25 protein-coding genes are annotated in these 25,629 nt (G+C 71.2%); 14 read left to right on the top strand and 11 right to left on the bottom strand.

Features of this window, described 5'->3' with window-relative positions; translation table 11 throughout:
• Positions 1-66 precede the first annotated feature (66 nt).
• A complete protein-coding gene (locus Dsi01nite_RS19285; protein ID WP_203847583.1) occupies positions 67-852 on the top strand; it encodes an SURF1 family cytochrome oxidase biogenesis protein in 786 nt (261 codons plus the stop codon).
• Here the strand turns inward: Dsi01nite_RS19285 and Dsi01nite_RS19280 are convergent.
• The 4 genes from Dsi01nite_RS19280 to Dsi01nite_RS19265 all read right to left on the bottom strand — a co-directional run bounded on the left by Dsi01nite_RS19280 (position 834) and on the right by Dsi01nite_RS19265 (position 4,586).
• Positions 834-2,396: an ATP-dependent DNA ligase gene (locus Dsi01nite_RS19280; protein ID WP_203847582.1), complete on the bottom strand. Its 1,563-nt coding sequence runs from the start codon at positions 2,394-2,396 to the stop codon at positions 834-836. The two genes, Dsi01nite_RS19285 and Dsi01nite_RS19280, sit on opposite strands and share 19 nt — an antisense overlap.
• A gap of 36 nt (positions 2,397-2,432) precedes the next feature.
• Positions 2,433-2,669: a hypothetical protein gene (locus tag Dsi01nite_RS19275; RefSeq protein ID WP_203847581.1), complete on the bottom strand. Its 237-nt coding sequence runs from the start codon at positions 2,667-2,669 to the stop codon at positions 2,433-2,435.
• Positions 2,670-2,766: 97 nt separating this feature from the next.
• Positions 2,767-4,206: a putative bifunctional diguanylate cyclase/phosphodiesterase gene (locus Dsi01nite_RS19270; protein ID WP_203847580.1), complete on the bottom strand. Its 1,440-nt coding sequence runs from the start codon at positions 4,204-4,206 to the stop codon at positions 2,767-2,769.
• 161 nt (positions 4,207-4,367) lie between these two features.
• A complete protein-coding gene (locus tag Dsi01nite_RS19265; RefSeq protein WP_203847579.1) occupies positions 4,368-4,586 on the bottom strand; it encodes a DUF7455 domain-containing protein in 219 nt (72 codons plus the stop codon).
• A 417-nt stretch (positions 4,587-5,003) separates the two neighbouring features.
• On the opposite strand from Dsi01nite_RS19265, the gene Dsi01nite_RS58355 reads away from it, so the two are divergent.
• The 6 genes from Dsi01nite_RS58355 to Dsi01nite_RS19235 all read left to right on the top strand — a co-directional run bounded on the left by Dsi01nite_RS58355 (position 5,004) and on the right by Dsi01nite_RS19235 (position 12,476).
• Positions 5,004-6,713: a CBM96 family carbohydrate-binding protein gene (locus Dsi01nite_RS58355; protein ID WP_275423395.1), complete on the top strand. Its 1,710-nt coding sequence runs from the start codon at positions 5,004-5,006 to the stop codon at positions 6,711-6,713.
• Positions 6,714-7,031: 318 nt separating this feature from the next.
• Positions 7,032-8,621: a S8 family peptidase gene (locus Dsi01nite_RS19255; RefSeq protein ID WP_203847578.1), complete on the top strand. Its 1,590-nt coding sequence runs from the start codon at positions 7,032-7,034 to the stop codon at positions 8,619-8,621.
• A 135-nt stretch (positions 8,622-8,756) separates the two neighbouring features.
• Positions 8,757-9,362, top strand: coding sequence for an SRPBCC family protein (locus tag Dsi01nite_RS19250; protein WP_203847577.1), 606 nt, complete (start codon positions 8,757-8,759; stop codon positions 9,360-9,362).
• A gap of 110 nt (positions 9,363-9,472) precedes the next feature.
• Positions 9,473-9,847 (top strand): response regulator transcription factor, encoded by a 375-nt coding sequence (locus Dsi01nite_RS19245; protein WP_203847576.1) that lies wholly within the window; start codon positions 9,473-9,475, stop codon positions 9,845-9,847.
• Positions 9,844-10,944: a HEAT repeat domain-containing protein gene (locus Dsi01nite_RS19240; protein WP_203847575.1), complete on the top strand. Its 1,101-nt coding sequence runs from the start codon at positions 9,844-9,846 to the stop codon at positions 10,942-10,944. The genes Dsi01nite_RS19245 and Dsi01nite_RS19240 overlap by 4 nt, the downstream gene beginning before the upstream one ends.
• Positions 10,941-12,476 carry a glycosyltransferase family 2 protein gene (locus tag Dsi01nite_RS19235; protein ID WP_203847574.1) on the top strand — a complete coding sequence of 512 codons (1,536 nt, stop codon included), beginning with the start codon at positions 10,941-10,943 and terminating at the stop codon, positions 12,474-12,476. The genes Dsi01nite_RS19240 and Dsi01nite_RS19235 overlap by 4 nt, the downstream gene beginning before the upstream one ends.
• Here the strand turns inward: Dsi01nite_RS19235 and Dsi01nite_RS19230 are convergent.
• From Dsi01nite_RS19230 to Dsi01nite_RS19215, 4 genes are all read right to left on the bottom strand, one after another.
• Positions 12,442-14,127 carry an ATP-binding protein gene (locus Dsi01nite_RS19230; protein WP_203847573.1) on the bottom strand — a complete coding sequence of 562 codons (1,686 nt, stop codon included), beginning with the start codon at positions 14,125-14,127 and terminating at the stop codon, positions 12,442-12,444. The genes Dsi01nite_RS19235 and Dsi01nite_RS19230 overlap by 35 nt on opposite strands.
• 83 nt (positions 14,128-14,210) lie before the next feature.
• Positions 14,211-14,939: a hydrolase gene (locus Dsi01nite_RS19225; RefSeq protein ID WP_203847572.1), complete on the bottom strand. Its 729-nt coding sequence runs from the start codon at positions 14,937-14,939 to the stop codon at positions 14,211-14,213.
• Positions 14,940-15,038: 99 nt separating this feature from the next.
• Complete coding sequence (locus Dsi01nite_RS19220) at positions 15,039-15,749, bottom strand: response regulator transcription factor (protein ID WP_239135998.1); 711 nt, start codon at positions 15,747-15,749, stop codon at positions 15,039-15,041.
• Positions 15,746-17,647 carry a PAS domain-containing sensor histidine kinase gene (locus Dsi01nite_RS19215; protein ID WP_203847571.1) on the bottom strand — a complete coding sequence of 634 codons (1,902 nt, stop codon included), beginning with the start codon at positions 17,645-17,647 and terminating at the stop codon, positions 15,746-15,748. Before Dsi01nite_RS19215 ends, Dsi01nite_RS19220 begins: the two co-directional genes overlap by 4 nt.
• A gap of 212 nt (positions 17,648-17,859) precedes the next feature.
• On the opposite strand from Dsi01nite_RS19215, the gene Dsi01nite_RS19210 reads away from it, so the two are divergent.
• The 5 genes from Dsi01nite_RS19210 to Dsi01nite_RS19190 all read left to right on the top strand — a co-directional run bounded on the left by Dsi01nite_RS19210 (position 17,860) and on the right by Dsi01nite_RS19190 (position 21,471).
• Positions 17,860-18,513, top strand: a complete 654-nt coding sequence (locus Dsi01nite_RS19210; RefSeq protein ID WP_203847570.1) for a sensor histidine kinase — start codon at positions 17,860-17,862, stop codon at positions 18,511-18,513.
• A gap of 36 nt (positions 18,514-18,549) precedes the next feature.
• Complete coding sequence (locus Dsi01nite_RS19205; protein WP_203847569.1) at positions 18,550-18,948, top strand: DUF3224 domain-containing protein; 399 nt, start codon at positions 18,550-18,552, stop codon at positions 18,946-18,948.
• Positions 18,949-18,979: 31 nt separating this feature from the next.
• Entirely contained in the window at positions 18,980-20,212 is a 1,233-nt protein-coding gene (locus tag Dsi01nite_RS19200) for a sensor histidine kinase (RefSeq protein WP_203847568.1), read from the top strand.
• A gap of 199 nt (positions 20,213-20,411) precedes the next feature.
• Positions 20,412-21,047 (top strand): response regulator transcription factor, encoded by a 636-nt coding sequence (locus Dsi01nite_RS19195; RefSeq protein ID WP_203847567.1) that lies wholly within the window; start codon positions 20,412-20,414, stop codon positions 21,045-21,047.
• Between the two features lie 118 nt (positions 21,048-21,165).
• Positions 21,166-21,471 carry a putative quinol monooxygenase gene (locus tag Dsi01nite_RS19190; RefSeq protein ID WP_203847566.1) on the top strand — a complete coding sequence of 102 codons (306 nt, stop codon included), beginning with the start codon at positions 21,166-21,168 and terminating at the stop codon, positions 21,469-21,471.
• Between the two features lie 690 nt (positions 21,472-22,161).
• On the opposite strand, the gene Dsi01nite_RS19185 is transcribed toward Dsi01nite_RS19190, so the two are convergent.
• Genes Dsi01nite_RS19185 through Dsi01nite_RS19175 form a run of 3 tightly spaced genes read right to left on the bottom strand, consistent with a single transcriptional unit; the run spans position 22,162 to position 23,431 of the window.
• Positions 22,162-22,638, bottom strand: coding sequence for a hypothetical protein (locus Dsi01nite_RS19185; protein WP_203847565.1), 477 nt, complete (start codon positions 22,636-22,638; stop codon positions 22,162-22,164).
• Between the two features lie 21 nt (positions 22,639-22,659).
• Positions 22,660-23,262 (bottom strand): hypothetical protein, encoded by a 603-nt coding sequence (locus Dsi01nite_RS19180; RefSeq protein ID WP_203847564.1) that lies wholly within the window; start codon positions 23,260-23,262, stop codon positions 22,660-22,662.
• Between the two features lie 19 nt (positions 23,263-23,281).
• Positions 23,282-23,431, bottom strand: coding sequence for a hypothetical protein (locus tag Dsi01nite_RS19175; protein WP_203847563.1), 150 nt, complete (start codon positions 23,429-23,431; stop codon positions 23,282-23,284).
• 218 nt (positions 23,432-23,649) lie between these two features.
• Here Dsi01nite_RS19175 and Dsi01nite_RS19170 point away from each other — a divergent pair, with 218 nt between their 5' ends.
• Together Dsi01nite_RS19170 and gsmA are read left to right on the top strand one after the other, a co-directional pair.
• Positions 23,650-24,435: a zinc metalloprotease gene (locus Dsi01nite_RS19170; RefSeq protein WP_203847562.1), complete on the top strand. Its 786-nt coding sequence runs from the start codon at positions 23,650-23,652 to the stop codon at positions 24,433-24,435.
• A 103-nt stretch (positions 24,436-24,538) separates the two neighbouring features.
• On the top strand, positions 24,539-25,435 hold the full coding sequence (gene gsmA / locus Dsi01nite_RS19165; RefSeq protein WP_203847561.1) for a sporangiospore maturation cell wall hydrolase GsmA: 897 nt from the start codon (positions 24,539-24,541) through the stop codon (positions 25,433-25,435).
• The last annotated feature ends 194 nt before the right edge of the window (positions 25,436-25,629 follow it).

Below are 25,629 nucleotides of genomic sequence, written 5' to 3'. Positions count from 1 at the left end.
GTCCCGGACGATACCGGGTGGGCGCCACAGCGACTGTCCGGAACGCACCGGATACCGTGCTTGGTTGTGTACCGGTTTCTCGCGTCGCCTCGGTGGCTCGGCTACGCCGCGCTGACCGTCGCCGCGGCGACGGTGATGGTGCTTCTGGGCTTCTGGCAGCTGGACCGCTATCACCAACGAGCGTCGATCAACGCCCGGATCACGGCGGGGACGTCGGCCACCCCGGTGCCGCTGACCGGCGTGGTGCCGCACCCCGGCGGCGCGCCCGGCACGGTCGGCGTGGCGCCCGGCGGTCACACGGAGTGGTTGCGGGTGCAGGTCGTCGGCCGCTTCGACGCCTCCCGCGAGATTCTCGTGCGGGGGCGGACGGTGGAGGGCCGGGTCGGCTTCGAGGTGCTGACCCCGCTGGTCCTCGCCGACGGCACCGCGGTGCTGGTCGACCGGGGCTGGGTGGCGCCGGCCGAGGGCGGCGCGCTCGCGATGCCCACGGTGCCGGCCGCGCCGGACGGCGAGCAGACCGTGCTCGGGCGGCTGCGGCCGGCGGAGAGCCGCGGCGGCCTGCCGAAGGAGGTCAACGGCCGCCTGGAGATCCGCCGGATCACACCGTCGGCGATCGCGCCAGTGATGCCCTACGCCATCTACGACGCCTACGTCAGCATCGACCAGCCGGCGCCGGGCCTGACGGCGGTCAAGCCGGAGAAGCAGAACGCCCTGCAGAACGCCGGCTACGTGCTGCAGTGGTGGCTGCTCGCCGCGCTGACCCTCTACGGCTTCGGCTACCTGGCCCGCCGCGAGGCACGGGGCCCGGAGCCGGAGGACCTGCTGGACGAGCTTCACGACGCCCCCGCCTGAGGCGACGCACCCGCCTGAGGCGACGCACCCGCCGCGGGCGGCGTGTGGATGGCCCGGACGGCGTCGATCGTGTCGGCCTCGTCGGCGCGCTTGTCCTCCCGGTAGCGCAGGACGCGGGCGAAGCGCAGCGCGACGCCGCCGGGATAGCGCGGTGAGGTCTGCACCCCGTCGAACGCGATCTCGACGACCAGCTCGGGCCGGACCTTGACGACCCACTCCGACTCCTCGACGGCGAGGCCCCGCAGCCGCTCGGTCTGCCAGCGCAACATCTCGTCGGTCATGCCCTTGAACGTCTTGCCGAGCATCACGAAACCGCCGGTCAGCGGGTCGCGGGCGCCGAGGTGCAGGTTGGACAGCAGGCCCTTGCGCCGGCCGTGCCCCCACTCGACGGCGAGGACGACCAGGTCGAGCGTGTGGCGGGGCTTGACCTTGACCCAGGCGGCGCCGCGCCGGCCGACGTCATAGGGGGCGGCAGCGGACTTGACCACGAGACCCTCGTGCCCGGCGGCGACCGCGGCCGCGAACACCCGCTCGGCGTCCTGCGCCGTGTCGAGCATGACGCGCTCGACCCGCAGCGGTGCCGGCACGACCCGTTCGAGGGCCGCCCACCGCACCGACGCCGGCTCGTCGAGCAGGTCGACGCCGTCGAGGTGCAGGATGTCGAAGAAGAACGGCTGGAGCACGGCGGTGCCGTCGCGGCGCGCGGCCCGGCTCGACGTCTCCTGGAACGGCACGGCCCGGCCGGTGTCGTCGACGCCGACGGCCTCGCCGTCGAGCACCACGGAGGACACGGCGAGGCCACGGACCGCCTCCACGACCATCGGCACGCGGGCGGTGAGGTCGTCGAGGCTGCGGCTGAACACGGCGATCTGCTCGCCGGCGCGGTGCACCTGGATCCGCACCCCGTCGATCTTGGTGTCGGCGGCGGCCGGGACGCCGGTGTCGGCCAGGGCGTCGGTCGCGGTCGCTGCGCTCTGCGCGAGCATCGGGGCGAGGGGGCGCCCGACGGTCAGCCGGTAGGCGTCCAGGGCTTCGGCGCCGGCGGTCAGCGCGTCGACGGCGACGATCTTCAGGTCGCCGGCCAGCAGCAGCGCCCGGCGGATGGCCGCGATGGGGACGCCGGAGGCGCGGGCGACGGCGTCGACCAGGAGGCCGGCCTGCGCGCCCTGCCGCAGCTCGCCGCTGAGCAGGCCGATGAGGAAGTGGCGCTCGGCCTCGGTGGCGGCGCCGAAGAGGGCGGCGACCCGATCCCGCCGGGCGGCCTGCGAGCCCTTGCCGGCCAGCTGCGCCATCGCCGCGAAGGCCTCGTCGACATCGGTCACCGACAGCGAGGCGGTCTCGGCGGGCGGTGGGAGCTCCCGCAGTGCCGCATAGCCGACGCCGGTCTGGCGCTGGCGCAGCTCACCGGACAGATAGGAGGCGCCGGGCGAAACCTCGGCGGGGTCCAGCTTCCGCAGCGCCTCGGCGAGTAGGTCGATCTTGGCGTTGCGCCCCGAGGTCCGCGCGACAGCGGCGGAGACGGAGGCCAGCTCGACGAATCTCATACCCCGGATTCTCACCCAGGGGTACGACAGAAACCCTCAGGCGGCGTACGCCAGCCGCACGACCCCCAGCACCCAACCCATCCGGTTGACCGCGGTGTCGGGGTGCTCACCGAACTCGTGGGCCACCAGCGCGGCGCATCCCCGCGGCCCGTGCCGCCGGACACTGCGCATCACGGCCGTGCGGATGTGCTCGGGGCTCATCGGATCGGAGGACTGCACGTCGGACACGAACAGCGCTTCGGCCCGGACGTGTTCCAGAAGCTGCGGCGTCATCTTGTACCCCCTTCGGCTTCCTCCAATCAGACGCTCCCGGAGGTGTACCGCCGTGTCCACCAGGTTGCGGACAGGGTGACAACACACAGCCGACAGATCACATGAACAGCGAGCCCGCCGGGACCGGCCGGGAGTACAGGTATCCCTGCGCGTACTGGCACCCCAACGATCGAAGGGCGGTCGCCTGCGCGGCCGTCTCGACCCCCTCGGCCACCGTGTGCAGCGACAACCCCTCCGCCAGCTGCAGGATGACGCGCATCAGGGTGGAGTCGACGCCTGACGCGGTGAACGTCCGGTCGATCTTGAGAATGTCGACCGGGAGGTGTACGAGATATGCCAGCGACGAGTAGCCCGTGCCGAAGTCGTCCACGGCGATGCGCACCCCCCGCTCCCGCAGCCGGCCGAGGCGTGCGGTGCGCTCGGCGTCGTCGACCAGGACGGACTCGGTGAGCTCGAGGACCAGCGCGGCGGGTGGCAGGCCGGTCTCGTCGAGGACGGCGAGGACCCGCTCGACGAAGTCCTGCTCGCGCAGCTGGTGCCCGGAGACGTTGACGGTGACGGCGACGCCGTCGCGCTCGTGCCACGCGCGCGCGTCGGTGCAGGCCTGCCGCAGCACCCACCAGCCGAGCGGCACGATCAGCCCGGTGGCCTCGGCGACCGGGATGAACGCCAGCGGCGGCACCCCGGCCGCCGGCCAGCGCAGCAGCGCCTCGACCGCGGTGATCCGGCCGTCGGCGAGGCGCACGACCGGCTGGTAGTGCAGCTCGAACTCGTCCTCGGCGAGGGCCCGGCGCAGACCGGCGGCCAGCTCGCGGTGGCGGGCCGCGGCGGCGCGCAGGTCCGGGTCGAACCGGACGATCCTGTCCTTGCCGGCGTGTTTCGCCGCGTCGAGGGCGAGGTCCGCGTCGCGCAGCACGTCGGTGGAGCTGCGCTGGTCGCCGATCGCGACGAGCCCGGCGCTGCCGGTGAGGTGCACCTGCCGCCCGGCGACGGGGTACGAGGGCCGCAACTGCGCGAGGGCGTCCTCAACCGCGTGGTCGGCGCCGCGCCAGACGACCGCGAACTCGTCGTCGCCGAGCCGGGCGAGGACGTCGGCGTCCGGCAGCGCCGCCCGCAGCCGCCGCGACACCTGCACCAGCAGTTCGTCGCCGGCGGCGTGGCCGAGCGTGTCGTTGACGTCCTTGAAGCCGTCGAGGTCGAGCAGCGCGACCGTCACGCCGGGGGTGACGCCGGTGAGCACCTGGTCGAGCCGCTCGGTGAGCTGCCGCCGGTTCGCCAGCCCGGTCACCGGATCCCGGCCGGCCCGCTGCCGCAGCTCCCGTTCGAGGCCCTTGCTGCGCGCCGAGGAGCTGGCGAGGGAGCGCTTGAGCCGGTCGGACCGGTGCCGCACCAGGAGCACGGCCACGCCGGCGGCACCGAGGGCGACGAGCATCGCGAAGCCGGACAGCGCCTGATGCAGCATCGCCGGCACCGCCACCGAGAACGCCACCAGAAAGACGCCGGCGACGGCGAGCGGCACGAAGGGCCGGCCCGCCATCGGAACAGGGCGGGGATGCGGACTCGGCTTGCGCTGCACGGTCAAATGCTAGCTATCACATATCCGATTTTTCGGCAGCTAACGGACAACACGCACACACGCAAAGGGCGGGCCCCCACCGGAGGAGGCCCGCCCTGGTTTGCGAAGTGCCTGCGAGGTGGTCAGCCGCGCCAGTCGAAGCCCGCCTCGACCACGATCTTGTCCGCGGTGGCGGCGATCCGGTCGGCGTACTTGTTGGTGTGGTGGCCACAGAACGACAGGTCGCCGGAGGCGCCGAACGTCACTCGAGCCTTGGCGGCGGCACCGCAGCTGTCGCAGCGCTCCCCCGTCAGCTCGGGGACGACGTGAACGGCCGGGCGCGAGATCAGCATCGGGGTCATCGCAGTCTCCTCGAGTCGAAGCGGTCAGCTGCTGAATGAAATATGGCTTTTACCGGTGTTGCGCCTTACCCACCTAACAATACGTTCGCCTGATTTGAGCGACTAGTTCGTAAGCGTTGGCATTTGGTCACTGGCAGGTTGCCGACTCTGGCCGTTCGTCCGATGCATCACTGGTGGACGTCACATACCCCCGCGGCAACTTCTCGACACCACCCGCCCGGCCAGCTGCCCATGAGCGCGGTACACGCCTGGCAAGTCCACTGTGGACAGAACGGCCGGAGGGCGGGCACCCGAACGGCAACGCACGGCGAACCAGGGGTGTAACCCGGGTTGCCGAATCTTGTGGAGGTCCGGATGACAACCCCGGACGGCACCACCGCTGCACAGGATTCGCCATCCACGGAAGGGCCCACATAGATGATTCGCCGCCACACCCGCACATTGATGCCGCTCGCCGCCCTTGCCATTGGTGCCGCCGCCGGCACCGTGACCTTCTCCGGCACCGCCGGCGCCGAGACCACCGACATCGTCCGCACCGGTGCGAGTGAGGACGGCTACAGCTCCAGCAGCCGCCCGACGTACACCTTCGGCACGTCGGACACCCTGGTGGCGGGCCGCTCCGGCAGCGACACGATGGTCACCTACCTGAAGTTCACGGTCCCGTCCCCCGGCACCGGCGTGACCGTCAAGAGCGCCCAGGTCGTCCTGACCCGCGAGAGCAAGACCCTGCCGAACGCGCTGACGATCAGCAAGGTCGCCGACACGGCGTGGACCGAGAAGGCCCTCTCGGCGAAGAACGACCCGGCGGTCGGCGCGGCCGTCAGCACCGCCAAGCCGAAGAGCGACGCGGCCGCGGTCTCCTTCGACGTCAGCTCGATCGTCAAGGGCGCCGGCACCTACACGTTCGCCGTGACCTCCCGGGTCGCGAACAGCCCGGCCCGCTTCAGGTCGGCCGAGGCCACCACCGGCCAGCCCGCCCTGACCCTCACCGTGACCCGCCCGGCCGCCACCAAACCGCCGGCGACAAAGCCCCCGACGACGACACCGCCGGCCACGAAGCCCCCGACGACGACACCGCCCGCGACGAAGCCGACGACCACACCCCCGGCGACGAAGCCGCCGACGACCACACCGCCCGCGACGAAGCCGGTCGAGGCGACGCCCACCCCGACCACCCCGGCCGAGTGCAAGGTCGACGCGAAGCTCGTGCCGTCCTGCGGCGTGCTGTGGGGCGCCGCCGCCGGCGGTTTCTCCGACGTGCCCCGCGACGAGGCGCTGAAGACCTTCGAGCAGAAGACCGGCCGGACGTCGACGATCTACCACACGTACCACAAGGGTGACGAGCTCTTCCCGACCAAGGACGAGATCGCCATGAGCAGCGACCCGGCCAGCCCCCGCACCCTGATGCTGAACTGGAAGGTCGGCTACGGCACGAAGTGGGCCAACGTCGCCAACGGCGACCAGGACGCGCGCATCGACCGGCTCTCCACGTACATCAAGACCAACTACGGCACCAAGAAGTTCTTCATGGTCCTGCACCACGAGCCGGAGAACGACGTCAACGCCACCGCCGGCTCCGGCATGACCGCCAAGGACTACGCCGCGATGTTCCGCCACACCGCGCTGCGCATGAAGGCCAACGGGGTCACCAACGCCGTCTTCGTCGTCGCCTACATGAACTACGAGAAGTGGAACAACACGTCCTGGTGGGGCGACCTGTACCCCGGCGACGACGTCGTGGACTGGGTCGGCGTGGACACGTACAACAACGCGCAGCCGGGCGGCTTCCACTACGGCGACTTCAACTACCTGATGAACCGCACCAACGACAAGGCGAAGTTCCCCGGCTGGTACACCTGGGCCACCACCAAGCACCCCGGCAAGCCGATCATGGTCGCCGAGTGGGGCGTCTACGACTCGTCGGCGACGGTCGTGGGCAAGAACAAGGCCGACGTGTACGCCACCGTCCTGCCGCAGCTGGCGAAGATGCCGCAGATCAAGGGCCTGGTCTACTTCGAGACCGCGAAGGACCAGAACGGCCACGACATCCGCATGGACGACACCCCGGAGGCCCTCGCCGGCTTCAAGAAGATCGCCGCCGACCCGCGCTTCAACGTGAAGCTCTGATTCCCCACCGCACGGAAAAGCCCGCCCGGACGTCGTCCGGGCGGGCTTTTCCGCTGTGCGGGCCCGCCGACCGGAGGTGAGCTCCGACCGGTCGGCGTCGGCCGGTTGTCGGGGAAGGAGAGGCCGTCGGGGGCGTGGACCGGCCGGCGGGGCGTCGCGGCCGGAAGCCCCGGAACGCACGCAACTTCCCTGCACCTGCACGGGTCCCGGGGGCACCACCGGCGGCCCGCAATCTTATTTCTGCAAGGCAATGCCGGAAAACATGAAAGCAAGGGATGTAGACATATGCTGAACCGCCGCGTTCTCACCGTTCTGGCCATGACCGCCGCCGCTGCCGGCGCCTTCTCCTTCGCCTCCACCGCTTCGGCCGCCCCCGCACTGGGCACCGTCCGCGGCGCCGGCGAGGACGGGGCGCTCAAGGACCGCTACATCGTGGTCCTGAAGGACGGCTCGACGACGACGTCCGACGCCCTCGCGGGCAAGGTCGGCGGCACGGTGAGCACCCGGTTCGACAGCACGGTCAAGGGCTTCTCCGGTTCGATGAGCTCGACCGCCGCGCGCCGCCTCGCCGCCGACCCGGCCGTCAAGTACGTCGAGCAGGACCGCATCGTCCAGATCGAGGCCACCACGCAGACCAGCGCGACCTGGGGCCTGGACCGCATCGACCAGCAGGCGCTGCCGCTGAACGGCTCCTACACCTACGGGCCGGCCAGCAACGTCACGGCGTACATCATCGACACCGGCCTGCGGGCGACCCACTCGGAGTTCGGCGGGCGGGCCCGGTCCGGCTACGACTTCGTCGACAAGGACGCGGACTCGACCGACTGCCAGGGCCACGGCACGCACGTCGCCGGCACCATCGGTGGCGCCACCTACGGCGTGGCCAAGGACGTCAAGCTGGTCGGCGTCCGGGTGCTGGACTGCCAGGGCAGCGGCTCCTACTCGCAGATCATCGCCGGTGTCGACTGGGTGACGAAGAACGCCGTCAAGCCCGCCGTGGCGAACATGAGCCTGGGCGGCTCGGCCGGCTCCACCCTCGACGACGCGGTCAAGCGGTCGATCGCGTCCGGGGTCACCTACGCGGTCGCCGGCGGCAACGACTCCGCCAACGCCTGCACCAAGTCCCCGGCCCGCCTGCCCGAGGCGATCACCGTCGGCGCGACGGACAGCAAGGACGCCCGTGCCAGCTTCTCCAACTTCGGCTCCTGCCTGGACATCTTCGCCCCCGGCGTGAACATCCTGTCCAGCGCGAACAGCAGCAACACCGGCACGCAGAAGATGAGCGGCACCTCGATGGCCACCCCGCACGTGGCCGGCGCGGCCGCGCTCTACCTGGCCGGTCACCCGACGGCCACCCCGGCGCAGGTCCGTGACGCGCTGGTCAACGCCGCCGTCAGCAACGTCGTGACGGGCGCCGGCAGCGGCTCGCCGAACAAGCTGCTCAACACCGCCGGCCTGATCGCCGCCCCGGCGCCGACCACCCCGACCACCCCGACCACGCCGACGACCCCGACCACCCCGGTCACCAACCCGACCACGCCCGCCCCGACCACGCCGGCCGCCTGCGCCCCGGGCACCAACGGCGCCGACATGTTCATCGCCGACCGCGCCGCCGTCTCCAGCAAGGTCACCATCGCCAACTGCGCCGGCACGGGTGCCAAGGCCGCGACCGTCAAGGTCGCCGTGCGCCACGCCGACCGCGGCGACCTGCGCATCGACCTGGTCGCCCCGGACGGCACCACGTACAAGCTGAAGAGCTCGATCTCCGGTGACGACGTCGCCAACCTCAACGCCACCTACGTCGTCGACCTGTCCAGCGAGACCCGCAACGGCGTGTGGACCCTGAAGGTCACCGACATCTTCGCCGGCGACACGGGCACGCTCGACACCTGGACCCTGACCGTCTGAACCCATCTCCCCCGGTGACTGATGGCCCCCGCGATCTCGCGGGGGCCATCGGCGTTGCAGAAACCGCGAATCGGTCTCAACTAGGGCGTACCCGTCGGTACCGTGTTGGTCATCCGAGAGCTAGGGGGGACCACCATGAGCACCGCGCGAGAGTCCATCGAGGTGGCCGTCCCGGCCGGGGTCGCGTACGAGCAGCTCACCCACTTCGAGAACTACCCCCAGTTCATGTCCGGCGTGATGAGCATGGCGCCGATCGACGCCTCGACCGCGCACATGGTGCTGGACATCGGCGGCAACCGGGCCGAGTTCGACGCCCGGATCACCGAGACCCGCCCCGGCGAGTTCCTGTGCTGGGAGGCCCTCGACGGCCCGCAGGTCAGCGAGGCGCTGCGGCTGGAGCCGATGGCGGACGGGATGACCAGGGTCATCGCGGAGCTGCAGATCGACGCCCGGGAGCTGATGCCGACCGAGCAGCACGCCGTCGAGGTGCTCAACCGGCGGCTCAAGGCCGACCTGAAGGGCTTCAAGCGGTTCTGCGAGGAGGCCGCGACGAAGACGACCGTCAACCGGCCGGTGACCGCGACGCCGGCGACGATCGCGCGGGGCATCGCCTCGGCCTCCGGCCTCACCCACGCCACCAACGAGCGGCCGCCGCAGGGCCCGCCGGCCGCCGGCAACCTCGGACCGATGCAGCACGCGCTGAACCGGGACGCGGCCCGCACCAAGCAGACGCGGTTCTGAGTCTCACGAACGGGGGCGCCGGCCGATGGCCGGCGCCCTTTTCGATCGCCCGACATTACGGCTAAATGCCACATATCATGAAATCTCAACCCCGAGGGGAGCGAGGACCCATGACCGCGATCCTGGTCGCCGACGACGACATGGACATCAGGGACCTCGTCGCGTTCAAGCTCGAACAGGCCGGCTACGACGTCGTCGCCGTCGACAACGGGCTCGCCGCGCTCACCGAGGCGACCCAGAACCCGCCGGACCTCGTGGTGCTGGACGTCATGATGCCCGGCATGTCCGGCATCGACGTGTGCCGCCAGCTCCGGCAGGACGCCGGGACCAAGGCGCTGCCGATCATCCTGCTCACCGCGCGCGCCCAGGAGGGCGACGTCGAGGTCGGCTTCGGCGCCGGCGCCGACGACTACATCGTCAAACCCTTCAGCCCCCGGGAGCTGGTGAGCCGCGTCGAGGCCGTGCTGGCGCGGATGCGGACGTGACGCTGGCCGGCGCCGCCATCGTGGCGCTGGCGGTCCTGCTCGTCGCGGCCCTCGTCTTCGGCGGCCTCATCGTCGGCGGCCGGACCGTGCGCCGCGCCCGCGAGGCCCGTCGCGCCAAGCTCGCCAAGCCGGCCCGCCAGCTGCTGCTCGCGATCGCCGCCGGCGACGACGACCCCGACCAGGTCGAGGCCCTCGTCCGGCTCTCCGACGAGGTCTGGCAGGCGGTGGAGCCCAACGCGATCGCCCTGCTCGGCAAGGTCCGCGGCGAGGCGCACACCACGCTCGTCGACGTGTTCGAGCGCCGCGGCGCCGCCTGGCGCGCCCGCAGCCGGCTGCGCCGCCGGGATCCGGTCGCCCGCGCGCAGGCCGCCGAGGTCCTGGGCAACCTCGGCCGCAAGGACGCCCTCCTGCCGCTGTGCGACCTGCTCGGCGACCCCGACCCCGACGTCCGGGTGGTCGCCGCCCGCTCGCTCGGCCGCATCGGCGACTCCGGCGCGACCCAGCCGTTGCTCGCCACCCTCGCCAGCCGGCGCATGGTCCCGCAGCAGGTCGTCGCGACCGCGCTGACCAGGCTCGGCCCGGCCGCACAGGGAGCGCTGCTGGCCAGCCTCGACGATCCACGGGCGCCGATCCGGGCCACCGCCGCGGAGGTGCTGGGTCTCATCGGTGCGGCGGGCGCCACGGTACGGGTGGAGAGCGCGCTGCGCGCCGACCCGTCCATCGACGTGCGGATCAGCGCCGCCCGGACGCTCGGCCGGCTGGGCACCCGCACCGCCCTCGCGCCGCTGCTCGACTCGCTCGAACCGGACCGGCCGGTGGTGCTGCGCGCGGAGGCCGCCAAGGCGCTCGGGGAGCTCGGCGCCGTCACCGCCGCGTCGGCGCTGACCGTGCTGCTGTCCGACATCGAATACGTGGTGGCCCACAACGCGGCCCGCTCGCTGCTGCGGCTCGGCGGCGCCGGCCGGGCCGCCCTCACGGCGGCGGAGCACCGCGCCGAGCTCGAGCCGGACGACCAGCGGGTCCTGCTCGGCGCGGCACACGCCCGCGAGGCCCTGGCGGCCGCCGAGCTCGAAGACCTGCGGCAACTCGCGCGATGATCGCCGACTGGGTCCGGCAGGTGCTGGCCGTCACGGACGTGGTGATCCTGACGTACTTCCTGCTCATCAACTCCAGTTACCTGGTGCTGATCGTGCTCGCCTCGGCCGAGTTCGTGCACCACATGCGGCGGGTGCCGTTCGCCGGCCACGAGGAGACCTACCGCAGCCCGCTGACCCAGCCGGTGTCGGTGCTGGTGCCGGCGCACAACGAGTCGGCCGGGATCGTGCAGTCGGTCCAGGCGATGCTGGCGCTGCGGTATCCCGTGTTCGAGGTCATCGTCATCGACGACGGGTCCACCGACGACACCTTCGAGCGGCTGCGACAGGAGTTCGGGCTGGTCGAGGTGCCCCGGGTGGTGCCGGACGCGACGCCCACCCGCGGCAAGATCCAGTCGGTGCACGTCCCGCGGGAGCGCCCCGATCCGCTCGTCGTGGTCCGCAAGCACAACGGCGGGAAGACCGACGCCGTCAACACCGGCATCAACGTGGCCCAGTACCCCCTCGTCTGCATGGTCGACGCGGACTCGGTGCTCGACCCGCAGGCGCTGCTGTCGGTGGCGAAACCGTTCACCGACGACCCGGTCCGCACCGTCGCGTCCGGCGGGGTCATCCGGGTCGCGAACGGCTGCACCGTCGTCGCCGGCCGGATCGTCGACGTCCGGATGCCCCGCAACTGGCTGGTCAGGGTGCAGGTGGTCGAGTACCTGCGGGCGTTCCTGCTCGGCCGGACCGGCTGGTCGCGCATCGGCGGGCTGCTCATCATCTCCGGCGCGTTCGGCATCTTCCGCCGGGACCTGCTCGTGGAGGTCGGCGGCCTCGACCACGACTGCATCGGCGAGGACGCCGAGCTCGTCGTCCGGCTGCACCGGCACCTGCGCCGGCAGCGCCGCGACTACCGGATCGTGTTCGTCGCCGAGCCGGTGTCCTGGAGCGAGGCGCCGAGCTCGCTCAAGGTGCTCGGCAAGCAGCGCCGCCGCTGGCACCGGGGCATCACCGAGATCCTCAGCAAGCACCGGGGCATGATCCTCAACCCGAGGTACGGGCGGATCGGGATGCTCGCGATGCCCTACTACGTGCTGTTCGAGCTGCTCGCGCCGATCATCGAACTGGCCGGGGTGGTCCTGGTCCCCCTCGGCCTGTACGTCGGCGCGATCAACGCCCGGTTCGCGCTGGTGTTCGTCGCCGTCGCGTACGGCTACGCGCTGCTGCTCAACCTCATCGCGCTGACGGTGGAGGAGTACTCGTTCCATCGGTACCACCGCTGGACGGACCTGATCGCCTCGGTCCTGGCCTCGGTGCTGGAGAACTTCGGCTACCGGCAGCTGACCGCGTTCTGGCGGACGATGGGCATGTGGGCCGCGATCCGCGGCGGCAAGCACGAGTGGGGCCAGATGACCCGCACCGGATTCCAGACCGTGCTGACCCCGGCGGCCCCGGCCGCCCAGGCGGTCCCGGACAGGGCTCAGGACAAGGCGCAGGAGACGGCGGAGGAGCCCGTCACAGCCAGACAGGACGCTCGCGCGGAATCCTGATCGTGAACGTGGTGCCGGCGCCGACGACACTGTCCACGGCGACCTCCCCGCCGTGGCCCTCCACGATCGTCTTCGTGATCGCCAGGCCCAGTCCGGCGCCCTGCACGGCCTCGCGGATCGCGAACGTACCGCGGAAGAAGCGGGTGAACAGCTGCCCCTGCTCGGCCGGGTCGATGCCGACCCCGGTGTCGCGGACCGTGATCAGCACGTGGTCGCCGTCCAGCCTCGCGACCATCTCGATGAGCCCGCCGTCCGGGGTGAAGTTGATCCCGTTGACCAGCAGGTTGACCAGGGCGCGCTGGAGCTGCTCGGGGTCGGCGTCGATGGCGCCGAGGCGCGGCGCGACGTTGAGCTCCAGGCGGTGGTCGCGGCGCCTGGCCCGTGGCCCGACGGCGGCGTGCGCCGCGACGAGCACCTCGGTCAGGTCGGTCGGCACGAGGTCCAGGTCGAAGACCCCGGCCTCCACCTTGGAGATGGTGAGCAGGTCCTCGATGAGCGCCCGCAGCCGGTCGGAGTTGCGGCCGATGACCTGCAACATCCTGGCCTGCGCGGGGTTGAGCTCGCCGGCGTCGCCGGAGGTGAGCACCTCGAGGTGGCCGATGACGTTGGTCAGCGGCGTGCGGAACTCGTGCGACACGGTCGCCACGAAGTCGCTCTTGGCCACGTCGAGCTCGCGCAGCCGGGAGACCGCCTCACGCTCGTGCTCGTAGGCGGCGCGCAGCGCGTCCTCGGTGCGCTTGCGGTCCGTGATGTCGTGCACGAACGCGTTGAAGCTCCAGCCCTGCATGGCGTCCTGCACCGCCCAGATGGCGAGCTCGATCGGGAACTCGTAGCCGTTGGCGTGCCACGCCTCGATCTCGATCCGGTTGTCCAGGACGTGCTTCTCGCCCGTGGTCAGGAACCGCCCGACGCCGAGGTGGTGGGCCTCGCGATACCGTGGCGGCACGATCGTGTCGGCCAGCCGGCGCCCGATCGCCTCCTCCTTCGACAGGCCGAAGACCTTCTCGGCGGCGGCGTTCCAGCTGGTGATCATCCCGCCCTCGTCCATCGCGACGAACGCCTCGACGCAGCTGTCGAGGATGCGTTCGAGCCGCTCCGCGCCGAAGCGCAGCGCCTGGGTCGCGGCCATCCGGTCGGCGACCCGGCCGAGCTGGATGCCGACGGCGGCCATGATCTCCAGCAGCCGCGGGTCCGGCTCGGCCGGCTCATGGGTGAAGAACTCCAGCACCGCCGAGACGACACCGCGGGCGGTGATCGGGAAGGCGACGGCGGCGCCGACCCCGTCGATCGCGCCGGGGATCCGGGACCGGATGAAGTTCGCGTCCCTGGCGACGTCCGGGCTCCAGACGGGCCGGCCGCTGCGGGCCGCCTGGCCGACGATGCCGCCGCCGTAGGTGAAGCGGAACCCCTCGCTCGCCGCCCGCAGACCGGCGAAGGAGCCGGGGACGTCCTCGAACCAGATGTCGGTCGACACGAAGACCCTGCGGTCACGCTCGTCCGGCAGGCACAGGTGGCCGGCGTTCCAGCCGGTGGCGGCGCAGACCGCCTGGATCACGGGCAGTCCGGCGTCGGCGATGTGGTCGGCCTCGTTCGCGATCCGGGTCGCCTCCTGTAACAGGGAGACGAGGACGAGTTCGCGATCCTTCGACACATCTTCGATCCTAAAGTCGGACCCGCCGCGATCAGCCCGTTTCGGGCGGATCACGGCGGGTGCATGACTCCGGCAGGACGGTTTCAGGCCGTGGCGGGCGAGCGGTGCAGCGCCGCGGCGATCTCACGGACGTAGCGGTAGTAGCCGACCTCGCTCGCGCGGACGCCGTCGCTCACCGCGACCAGCCGCACGCCGCCCTCGACGCACGCCTGGACGAAACGCAGCCCGGGCAGCCGGTGCCGCTCGCTGACCTCGACGACGGTGCCGTTGGCCCGGCACGCCTCGACCAGCTCCACGAGCGCCGAGTCCGGCACCGCGGCCTCGTCGATCCCGGCCCGCGCCAGGAAGTCCAGGGGGCGGGCGAGGCGGGTCGGCGCGTAACGGGAGACCCGCTCCACGGCGAGCCCGGTCACGGTGACGACCTGGTCGATCACGTCCAGGGCGCGCATGGTGCCGTTGTCGATGAGGCCCCGCACGGCGTCGGGGCTGAGCAGCCCGGCGGGCAGCGGCAGGCGGTTGAGGCCGACGGAGATGACCTCCAGGCCGTTGAGGTCGGACGGGAACGCCAGCCAGCCGTCGATGCCGATCGCCTCGACCTCGACGCCGCGGCGCAGGACCAGGTCGGTGCGCTGCTGGGCGCGCTGGATGGAGGACAGGTACGGCGACAGCCAGCTCGTGTCGGGTCCCACGCGGTCGGCGAACGTCACCTCGGTCAGTCCGGCCTGCTCGGCGCTGGCCACGAGGACGCTGACGCTGTCCCGGCCGGAGGAGAAGGCGGTGTGGACGTGGCCGTCGGCGGCAAGGTCGATCATGTGGGCTCTCTTCCCTGGGGCTGGCTGCTCTTTCCATGTATCAGGTTGCCGGGCCCGGGTCCCCCGCCCCGGTCCCGGCCAGTTGCGCTTGGGTTGACGTCACTCGCCGGCCCGGTCCAGCACCGGGCGGCGGTACCGGTACCCGAAACCGCGCACCGACTCGATCGGCGAGGCGTCCGGGTCGGTCCAGCCGAGCTTGCGCCGCAGCCGCAGCACCGCGAACTTGACCCGCTCCGGGCCGATCCCCGTCGGGTCGTCCCAGGCCTGGGCGAGCAGCTGGTTGGGCGACAGCACCGCGCCGGCGTGCCGGACGAGCACGTTGAGCAGCCGGAACTCCGTCGGCGTGAGCCGCACCTCCTCGCCGGCCACAAACGTGCGGCGGGCGGCCGGGTCGATGCGCAGGACGCCGTCGTCGTACACCTCGTCGGCCCACGACGCGGGTCCGGCGCTGCGCCGCAGCAGCGCCTCCACCCTGGCCACGAGCTCGGCGTTGGTGAACGGCTTGGTGAGGTAGTCGTCGGCGCCGCCGCGTAACCCTCGCACCTTGTCCGACTCCTGCCCGTGCGCGGTCAGCAGCAGCACCGGGACGTCGCTGACGTCCCGTAGCCGCTCAAGGACCTGCCATCCGTCCATGCCGGGCAGGCCGATGTCGAGGATGACGAGCTCCGGACGCTCCGTGTAGGCGTCCCGGAGCCCGGTCCTGCCGTCCTTGGCATGTGCGACCTGGTGTCCGGCCCGCGTCAGCAAAAGGCGCAGAGCCATGGCGATATCCGGATCGTCCTCGACGACGAGAAGTCGGCTCACGATCATCCCCCATTTCGTGCTGGTCGCGAAGGCAACGACAGCGTGACCGTCGTGCCGACCCCTTCGGTGCTGGCGACGCTGATGCCGCCGCCGTGCAGTTCGACGATGGCCCGGCTCACCACGAGCCCGAGCCCGGTGCCGGGCATGACCTGCCGCCCGACTGCCGCGGCGACGTTGGAGCCGCGGAAGAATGCGCTGAAGAGCCTGGGCAGGTCGGCCGCGGGTATGCCGACCCCGGAGTCCGCCACGGCGATCGTCCATCCGTCGCCGGCGGGCCCGGCCCGCACGGTGACCTGGCCGCCGCTGGGCGTGAACTTGACCGCGTTGCTCACCAGGTTGTCCACGACCTGGTGCACCCGGGTGTCGTCGCAGACCAGCTCGGGACCGTCGGCGCAGTCGAGCACCAGGTCGAGGCCGGCGGCGAGGGCCGCCGGGGTCCGCTCGGCGACGGCGACCGCGAGCAGCTCGGGCAGGCGGGTCGGCACCGGTTTGAGCTGCAGCGTGCGGGCCTCGAGCCGGGACAGCAGCAGCAGGTCCTCGATCAGGCGCAGCAGCCGGTTGGCGTTGCGGTCGATCACGTCGAGGTAGGTGCGCTGGTCCTCGGACAGGTCGCCGGCGGCGGCATCGCCGAGCAGGTGCGCGAACGCGACGACCGAGGACAGCGGGCCGCGCAGCTCGTGCGAGACGGTGGCGACGAACTCGTTGTTCAGCGCGGTCGCCTCGATCAGCGCCCGGTTGCGCTCCTCCAGGCCCCGGCTGCGTTCTTCCAGCCCACGGCGCACCGCGACCCTGGCCGTGACGTCGCGGATGTGCACCAGCGTGCCGGAGTCCGACTCGCCGGGGCCGGCCACCGGGACCAGGTCGAGCTCCAGGACCCGGCCGTCGTCGAACGGGATCTCCTCGCCGACGATCGCGCTGCGCAGCCGGAACGCCTCACGCAGCCGCTCGACGCGGGTGGAGTCGGCGCCGAGCCGCTCGATCGCGCGGCCGATGACCGCGGCCCAGTCCAGCGGGTCGTCATCGTGTTCCCCCGTGGAGCCGGCCAGGCCGGTGTCCAGGAGCCGGTGTGCCGCGAGGTTGGCCAGGCCGACCCGGCCCCGCTCGTCGAGCAGCAGCAGCCCGTCGCCCATCGTCTCGACGAGCCGGGCGAGGCGTTGCTGCTCGACGCGCGCGGTCCGCTCGGTCTCGCGCTGGCGGGTCACGTCGATGCCGAAGAAGACGACCGCGCCGACCTGGGCGTCGTCGACGAAGCTGCGGGCGACGACCTCCACGGTGCGCCACCGCCCGGCCGCGGTGCACAGCCGCAGGTCGACGGTGCCGGCCGGGTGTCGCCCGGTGCAGCAGGTGAGGAACATGGCGACGGCCGCGGGCCGGTCGTCGGGGTGGACCAGGTCGATCAGGCGATAGTCGGGGGGTCTGTGCCGGTCGTACCCGAGCACGGTGTCGAACGAGTCGGACAGCGCGCTCCAGCCACGGGCCGGATCGACGGTCAGGATCATCGCCCGCGCACCGGTGGTGATCGCCCACGCGAGCGGCGAGCCGAGCATCGGCGGCGGCGGCACCGCCCGGCAGGGCTGGACGAGGGCCCGGTCGGCGGCGGCGGCGATCTCGGCGGCGGCGGCGCGCAGCTCCGTGCGGGCCGGCGCGGCGCTGAACTCGACGCGCAGCTCCTGGCCCCACTGCGCGGGGCCCACCGGGAGCCGTTCGAGGAGGTCGAGCTCGCCGACGACGGGCGTCAACGCGGAGACGATCTCGGCGGAGCGGACCCCGGAGAAGCCCCGGAACTGCGCGACGAGGCGCTGCGCGTCCACCACGGTGGTCGCGTTCGCGGCACGAACCACCAGGTCGACCACGGCACCCTCGATCAGGCCCGTGTCAACCAGACGGTCGGTCTCTCCACGCAAAGCTCTCCTCGGCCGGCAGCCATTCGCGACATCCGTCGCTTACTGTCGGTACACACATATCCTACGCAATGTAATGACATGTCCTGTAACGTTTCCGGAGGACCGAGGGGGTGCTCATCACTGACGACACCGCCACCGAAACCACCGCATCAGCCGACGCGGTAGGGACCGCTCTTGCCGACGCGGCAGGGACCGCCGCTGGCGGGCGGGGCATGACCGAGCTGCGGACCGAGTTCATCCGGGTGGCCGCGCACGAGCTGCGGACCCCGTTGACGTCGATCATCACGTTCGCGAACATGCTCGACGCCCCGGACGACGTCCTCACGCTCGACCCGGGCGACCGGCACGCCGCGCTGACCGCGATCCGACGCAACGCCGAACGCATGCAGCTCACCGTCGCCGACCTCATGCTGCTGGCCGAGCTGGAGGCCGCCGAGGCCCCGCTCGACGCGGTGCGGGTCGACCTGCGCCCGCTGCTCAACGAGGTCACCGGCGGGCTGGCCGTGGCGCTGCACGTGCCGGACGCCGCCTACCTCTTCGGCGACGAGCCGCTGCTGCGGCAGCTGCTGCGCACCGCCGTCGACGTCGCGGGCATGGTGAACGACGCGGACCGCCCGATCACCGTGACGGCCTCCCGGGATGCCGGGGTCTGGACGGTGCGGGTGATCGCCACCGTGGCCGGCCCGCTGAGCGCCGAACGCCTGCTGTCGCTGCGGATCCCGCACCCGGACCACCCCGGCGAGCACCGCACCGGCGCGCTCGCCCTGATGCTGGGCCGGGAGATCGCCGCCCGGCACGGCGGCGGCATGCTCACGTCGGTGGAGCAGCGCGGCGTCACCGTGAGCATCACGCTGCCGCATTCCTGACGCGAACTGTCAGGATCATGCGGCAGGCTGTGGCGCATGGGAACCAAGGCCGTCGCGCCGTTCAGTATCGAAGGCTGGGAAGAGGACGTGTACGACGAGCGCCCCGGCGCCCGCCTGTCCCGCACCAGGATCACCAAGACGTTCACCGGTGACTTCATCGGCACCAGCGAGGCCGAGACCCTGATGTGCGGCGCCGCGGTCGAGGGGTCCGCGGCGTACGTGGGCTTCGAGCGGTTCCTCGGCAGCCTGCACGGCCGGGCCGGCACCTTCGTGCTGCACCACACCGCGACCGGCTCCGGCGGGCAGCGCGGCGGCTCCTGGACGATCGTGCCCGACACCGGCACCGACGAGCTCACCGGCATCAGCGGCGCCGGCGAGATCGTGATCGCCGAGGACGGCGCACACACCCTGGTGCTGGCGTACGAACTGGGCTGACCAGCAACTTTCGGCGCCTATCGTCGGCACCATGACCAGTACGACGACGCGCGCCTACCCGGTCCCGATCGACGAGCAGGACCGGCTGCGGTCCCTCGCGGACTTCGGCATCATCGGGGCTCCCCCGCTGCCGGACCTGCCGTCGGTCGTCGAGCTCGCCGCCTACATCTGCGGTGTGCCGAACGCGGTCGTCAACATCATCTCCGCGGACCAGCAGCACCAGATGGCCGCGTACGGCTTCGAGGCCGGGGTCTGCGCCCGCGAGGACTCGATGTGCGCGATCAGCATCGTCGAGCCGGAGACCGTCGTCGTGCCCGACGCGACCCTCGACGCCCGCTTCGCCCGCAACCCGTTCGTCACCGGCGAGATCGACGACGTGCGCTTCTACGCCTCCGCACACCTGCGCGACCGGGACGGCCACGTGCTGGGCTCGCTGTGCGTCTTCGACCAGCAACCGCACCACCTCACCCCGCAGCAGCGCGAAGGCCTCGACAAGCTGGCCCGCATGGTCATGGACGTGATGGACCTGCACCGGCACGGCCAGCTGCTGGAGAGCGCCCTCGACAAGGTCCAGCGCACCACCCGCGAGCTGCAGCGCTCCAACGCCTCGCTGCAGCACTTCGCCGGCCAGGTCAGCCACGACCTGAAGAACCCACTCACCGGCGTCCTGGGCTTCGTGGCCCTGCTCGCCGACACCGACGCGGTCATGGCCGACCCCACCGCGAAGCGCTGCATCGACCGGGCCCTGTCCTCCGCGACCCGCATGTGGCGCATGATCGAGGACGTCCTGTCGCACGCGTCGCTCGGTGGACGCCCGTCCTTCGCCCCGGTCGACCTCGGCGCCGTCGTCCACCAGGTCGTCGACGACGTCAGCGCGGCGATCTCGGCCGCCCAGGCGACAGTGGACGTCGGTCCCCTGCCCATGGCGTACGGCGACGCCACCCAGCTCCGCGTCCTCGTCCAGAACATGGTCAGCAACTCGCTGAAGTTCCGCGACCGCGGCCGCGACTGCCACATCGCGATCACGGGCACGGAGACCCCCGACGGCTGGACCATCGCCATCGCCGACAACGGCGTCGGCATCCCCGCCGAGGACCGCCCCCGCGTCCTGGAGATGTTCACCCGGCTGCGCACCGACGTCGAGGGCTCCGGCATCGGCCTGGCCACCTGCCAGCGCATCGTGGAGGCCCACGAGGCCACCCTCGTCATCGACGAGACCCCCGGCGGCGGCACCACGATGCGCATCACCCTGCCCCGCCCCTGACCTGGTTCCTTCGGGGAAACCACCCGAACGGTGGACGGTGTCCACCGGTGTCCGATTGTCCTGCGGTGCAGCACGGTTGCGGACGAGCGCAGGTCAATTGCAGCCTCTGGCGACTCCACGGTGCCGGCTGCGACGCTTACCTGGCAATGATCCACGCCGTAAACGTGCAGGCCACGGCACACCTTCCTGAGGAGCCCAGATGACGATCCGACTGGTCGCCGTCGATGAACACGTCCTTCTCCGACTCGGTCTCAACCGTGTCGTGGCGACCGTCCCGGACATCACTCTGGTCGGCGAGGCCGGCAGCGCCGCCGAGGCGGAACGCGTCGTCGCCGAGACCCGCGCCAACGTCGTGACCATCGACGCCTCCCTCGCCGACAGCGACGGCATCGGCCTCGCCCGCCGGCTCCGGGCCTCCAGCCCCGACCTCGGCGTCGTCCTGCTCAGCGCGGTCAGCGACGACAACCTCCTCTACCGCGCCCTCGACGCCGGCCTGTCCGCCTACGTCACCAAGGCCGCCCCGATCCCCTCCGTGCTCGCCGCCATCCGCCACGCGGCGGTCGCCCCGCACTCCTTCACCGCGCCGGGCCTGTCCTCCGCCCTGTCCCGCCGCCGCGGCCAGACCGGCCTGCTCAGCCAGCGCGAGCAGGAGGTGCTGTCCCTCATGCGCGACGGCCTGAGCCTGCCGACGATCGCCCAGCGCCTCGCCGTCTCCGAAGCCACGGTCAAGACGTACGTGTCCCGGCTCTACAGCAAGCTCCGGGTCAACAACCGCTCCCAGGCCCTCATGGCCGCCGTCAACCAGGGCCTCCTGGTCTCGGTGGACGCCGCCTGACCCTCTTCCCCCTGTTTGACAGAACGCGGACCGGCGCCCCCTTGCCGGTCCGCGTTCTGCTGTGCCCTGGCAATGCGACGGTGCAGCCCGGTCCGGACCGTGCCGTAGGGTGTGGAACATGTTCGCACTGGTCGTCCGGTTCGACCTGAAGGACGCACGCAGCGCGGAAGCGTTCGACGAGCTCGTGGCAACCACCGGCGCGGGCATCAGGACAAGCGAGCCCGGCACGCTCGTCTACGCGACGCACGTCGTCCACGACGAGCCGTTGGCGCGGGTGTTCTACGAGCTGTATCGCGATCGCGAGGCGTTCGAGGAGCACGAGCGGCAGCCGCACGTTCAGCACTTCCTGGCCCAGCGCGATCGCTACGTCGCCTCGACGCGCGTTGAGTTTCTGACGCCCGGCCCCAGCAAGGGAATCGGGTGACGGCAGCCGAGCGGGGCGCCCTGACTCCGACGGCGGCGCGTCCTCAGGTCCACACCGCCCTCCCCTGTGCATACCATCGACGGGTGGAGTCAGAGTCTCCGGACGCACAGTCGCCTGTGTCTCGCTCGAATGGCGTTCGTCGCCGATGCCCGGAATGCCGTGGTGCTGCGCGGCTCCCAGGCATGACGAAGACCACCGGCATGGGTAAGGGAATGGGAAGCGCTTACGGACCCTGTCCCACGTGCGACGGGTTTGGCTACCTGGCTGAGGATGAGGGGTGAGTACCTCACGGCGGGCCGTGGGTCGACTGCGGACAGCGCGCGGCCGGAAGCGGTTGACCTGCCGGTACGGCTCGCATCGCTGCTCATCACTTCCTGGCGTTGCGAGCCTCGTTCTGTACCCGCCGCGTACCTGTCGATCTTGACTGCCACGCAGCGCACACGGTTTGGAACGGAGAGGTCGGCGGTGAGGGGCTCGTCACTGACGTGCGCAGTAGCTCGAGCATCGGGGTATTCGTCACGCGCCCTCGGTGAGGAATCCGCAGTTCGAGCGCATGATCCTCTTTTCGGGCAAGACGTTGGTTGGCGCTACAGAATCGAACACTGTCCTGCTGGCACGGCAACTCCTGCACAAGCGGAAGGATCCCCGGGCCCAGGACACCGGGGATCCTTCCGCTTGTGCAGAAACTGGCTACGACCTGAGGCCGAGGTTGCTGTGGAGGAATACTCCGGCCTCGAGGTCGGTGCGGCCGGCCTTCTGAGCGGTCAGCGCTACCAGCTCGGCGCGCAGTTCCGTGGCCGGTTCGCCGAGGACGATCGCGCTGAGGACGAGTTCGAGCATCACCCGTTCCCAGTCGTCGGAGGTGCTTCGGTGCCGCGAAGGATCCGACTCCACGACCCCCGCCGCGATGCGCCACCCGCCGGTGACCGGCTCGAACGACGCCTCGTACACGCCTCTACCGGTCCAGCTGCGGTGCGCGAACACGACCCGGTCCTCGACGAACACGTTCCACTTCTCGTCCATGTCCCGCGACCGGTAGCCCAGCCCGATGCGCTCCCACTGCTCGCCGGACCATGTTCGTGCCGGCAGCGCGACCATGGGCCGCGGCGCCATGATCGGTAGCACCCGACGCAACGACGACCGGGTCACCGGTGAGGCATCGACCATCGGCAGATCGTACCGGCGCGGCTACGGGTCGACGATGTCGCCGGCGGCACGGATCGCGGCGAGGAAGCGGTCGAAGACCGGCCAGGGGATGGTCCAGTCGCCGTGCATCGTCAGGGTCACGCGGTCGGACGGGGCAGGCACGAACGGGCCGCCGTCCGGCTGGGTGTCCGGGATCTGGACGTCGATGTAGTGGTTGGCGGTGGAGTCCGGGACGACCTCGTGCAGCTCATAGCACCACGAGCCGTTGTCGGCGAAATGGAACTGGTTCACCTCGTAGCGCCGGCCGTCGTGCTCCCAGGCGTTGAGCGTCAGCGGGAGGGCGGTGTCGGCGGCGGTGAGCACCGGCTCCGCCACCAGGTCGCCGGCGGCCCGGACCAGGTCGACGAACTCGGTGAGGACGGGCCACGGCACCTGGCCACCGCCGGCGCGCACGAAGGCGTGCCGGGCCGGCATCGGCGTGAACGGGCCGTCGTCCGGAGCCGCGTCGGGGATCACGATCGAGAGGCACGGGCCGGTGCCGGGGGCGCCGGTCAGGCCGGTCAGCTCGTGCTCCCAGGCGTTGTCCGGGCTGCTGTGCAGCGAGGCGAACTCATACAGCTTGCCGCCGTGGCGCTGGACCTCCATCGGCTCATGATCGCAGGGGCTACCAGGTGGAGATGTCGCCGCCGAGCAGGGTGACGGCGGCGACGGAGGTGATGCCGACCAGGACGGCGGCGAGGCCCACGTCCAGGGTGGCGGCGCCGCGGTCGTCGCGCACGAGACGGGCGTGCAGCTTGGCGATCAGGTTCGTCATCCTCAACTCCTCCTGGGTGGCTTTCGGTACGCCAATCATGACCGAACGTAATCGCCCGGCGCTGTCCGATGAGGGTGCGGTGAGGGGAGGATGATCGCCCGACATGGGGTTGCCAGGCAGGTGTCGGCGGGCGGCAGAAGGGCATCCAGCGAGCCATGTCGGCACCTTGTTTGCGGAAAGTCACCCCTTCAGGGTGGCGTGCGGACCAGAATGATTCTGTGCCAAAGATCGACAGTGGTCTGGCAAAGCTGCTCGCGCTGGTCCTCGTGGCCGGTTCATTGACGGCCCCCTCGGCGACGATGAACGTGTCACGCTCCGCGGTCGCGCGTGGCTGGTTGCCGGTCATACCGGGTCCACCGGTCGGCGAGCCCGCGGGCGCCGCCGACACCGGCGGGCGGTGCGCGGACCCCGCGGGGACCTGGCTCGGCATGCGGTGGCGCAACGAGCTGCGATGGCGGATCAACGAGCAGACGATCCCCGCGTACCTCGGCGACCGCGCAACGGTCGTCGCCTCGCTGCGCAGCGCCGCCACCACGGTGGACACCGGGCGCAACGACTGCGGCCTGCCGGCGAACCTCGGCATTCAGGAGTCGTACGCCGGCCGCACCGACCATAAGGCCGGCGTGACCGCTGCCGGTGGTTGCGGCGAGCGGGACGGGCACAACGCGGTCTCCTTCGGCAGGCTGGAGCAGGGACTGCTCGCCGTCACCTGCATCTGGTGGTTCGGCGGCAAGGAGAACGGCCGCAGCGTCGAGACGGACGTCCTCATCGACGACACCGAGGGCCTGTTCTTCACCACCACGCCGGCGGACTGCTCGTCGCGGTGGGATCTGGAAGGCACCGTCACGCACGAGTTCGGGCACGCGTTCGGGCTGGGGCACGTGGCGTTCGCCGAGCACGGCGCCCTGACGATGACCGACGGGCTTCCGGACTGCTCCACCGCGTACCGCGGGCTCGGCCTCGGCGACTACCTGACGTTGAAGCAGCAGTACGGCACGAACTGACCAGGGCCGCGGCAACGCGTCGGCAACCCGGCGCGTACCCGGTCGCGCTACCTGAACTGGCGATCTTTGAGGGGACCACCCACCCCTCATGGGAGATCAGTTCATGTTGCGAAATCTCAAGCAGTTCGTCCTCGTCCCTGCCATGACGCTCGCCGCCACCGCCACGACGCTCGTCGTGGCAGCGGCCCCGGCCGACGCCGCCGTCATCTCCGTCCGTGTCAACGGCACCCTCGCCGCCCGCAACGGTGCCGCCAACTGGTTCACCCAGACCCGCACGATCAAGAACAAGCAGAAGGTCACGGTCACCTGCAAGGTCAGCGGCCAGTACCTGCGCGGCAACGTCCGCCGCACCGCCCAGTGGGACCGCACCGCGATCGGTGACTTCATCTCCCACGCGTACGTGTCCGGCAACCCCAAGCTGCCGACCTGCGTCATCGCCCCGCCGGCCCCGGCGCCCACGCAGGCTCCGGCCGTGGTCGCGGCGCCCGTCTCAGCGGTCCCCGCGGGCCCGACCGGCACGATGACGAACGAGCAGTTCCTGGCCGCGTCGATCCCCGCCGCCCAGCAGAGCCAGCGCGACACCCGGGTGCCGACCTCGGTCACCCTCGCCCAGGCCATCCTCGAGTCCGGCTGGGGCCGCAGCTCACTGTCCGCGAACGACCGCAACTTCTTCGGCATGAAGTGCTTCAACAACTCGCCGGGCTCCTACGCGGCCGGCTGCCACGCGTACAGCACCCAGGAGTGCACCGCCGCGGGCGTCTGCAGCACCACGGTCGCCACCTTCCGCACCTACGCCACGTCGGCGGCGTCCTTCACCGACCACGGCATGGCGCTGAAGAACCTGAGCCGGTACGCGGCCGCCTTCAACTACACGACCGACCCGAACCAGTTCATCGCCGAGGTCCACAAGGGCGGCTACGCCACCGACCCGCTGTACACCACGAAGCTGGTCAACCTGATGACCAAGTACAACCTCTACCAGTACGACCTGGCCCTCTAAGCCCTCTGACCAGGCATGGAACGATCCGGCGATCTCGCCGGTACAGAATTGGGTACGGCACTCACGGCGGCGGTCATGCCCGGTTCACCCCGGGCGTGGCCGCCGCCGGCTGTGTTCCGAGTGCATGGTCAACCAGCGAACGGGTGCGGTCCACCGCTTTCCGGCCACCGTGGACGTACTCGTGGTAGCCCTTG

Origin of the sequence: Dactylosporangium siamense (assembly GCF_016862795.1) — a bacterium.
Lineage (GTDB): Bacteria > Actinomycetota > Actinomycetes > Mycobacteriales > Micromonosporaceae > Dactylosporangium > Dactylosporangium siamense.
The sequence above is the reverse complement of the archived record's forward strand: the minus strand, read 5'-3'. Positions and strand labels throughout refer to the sequence as shown.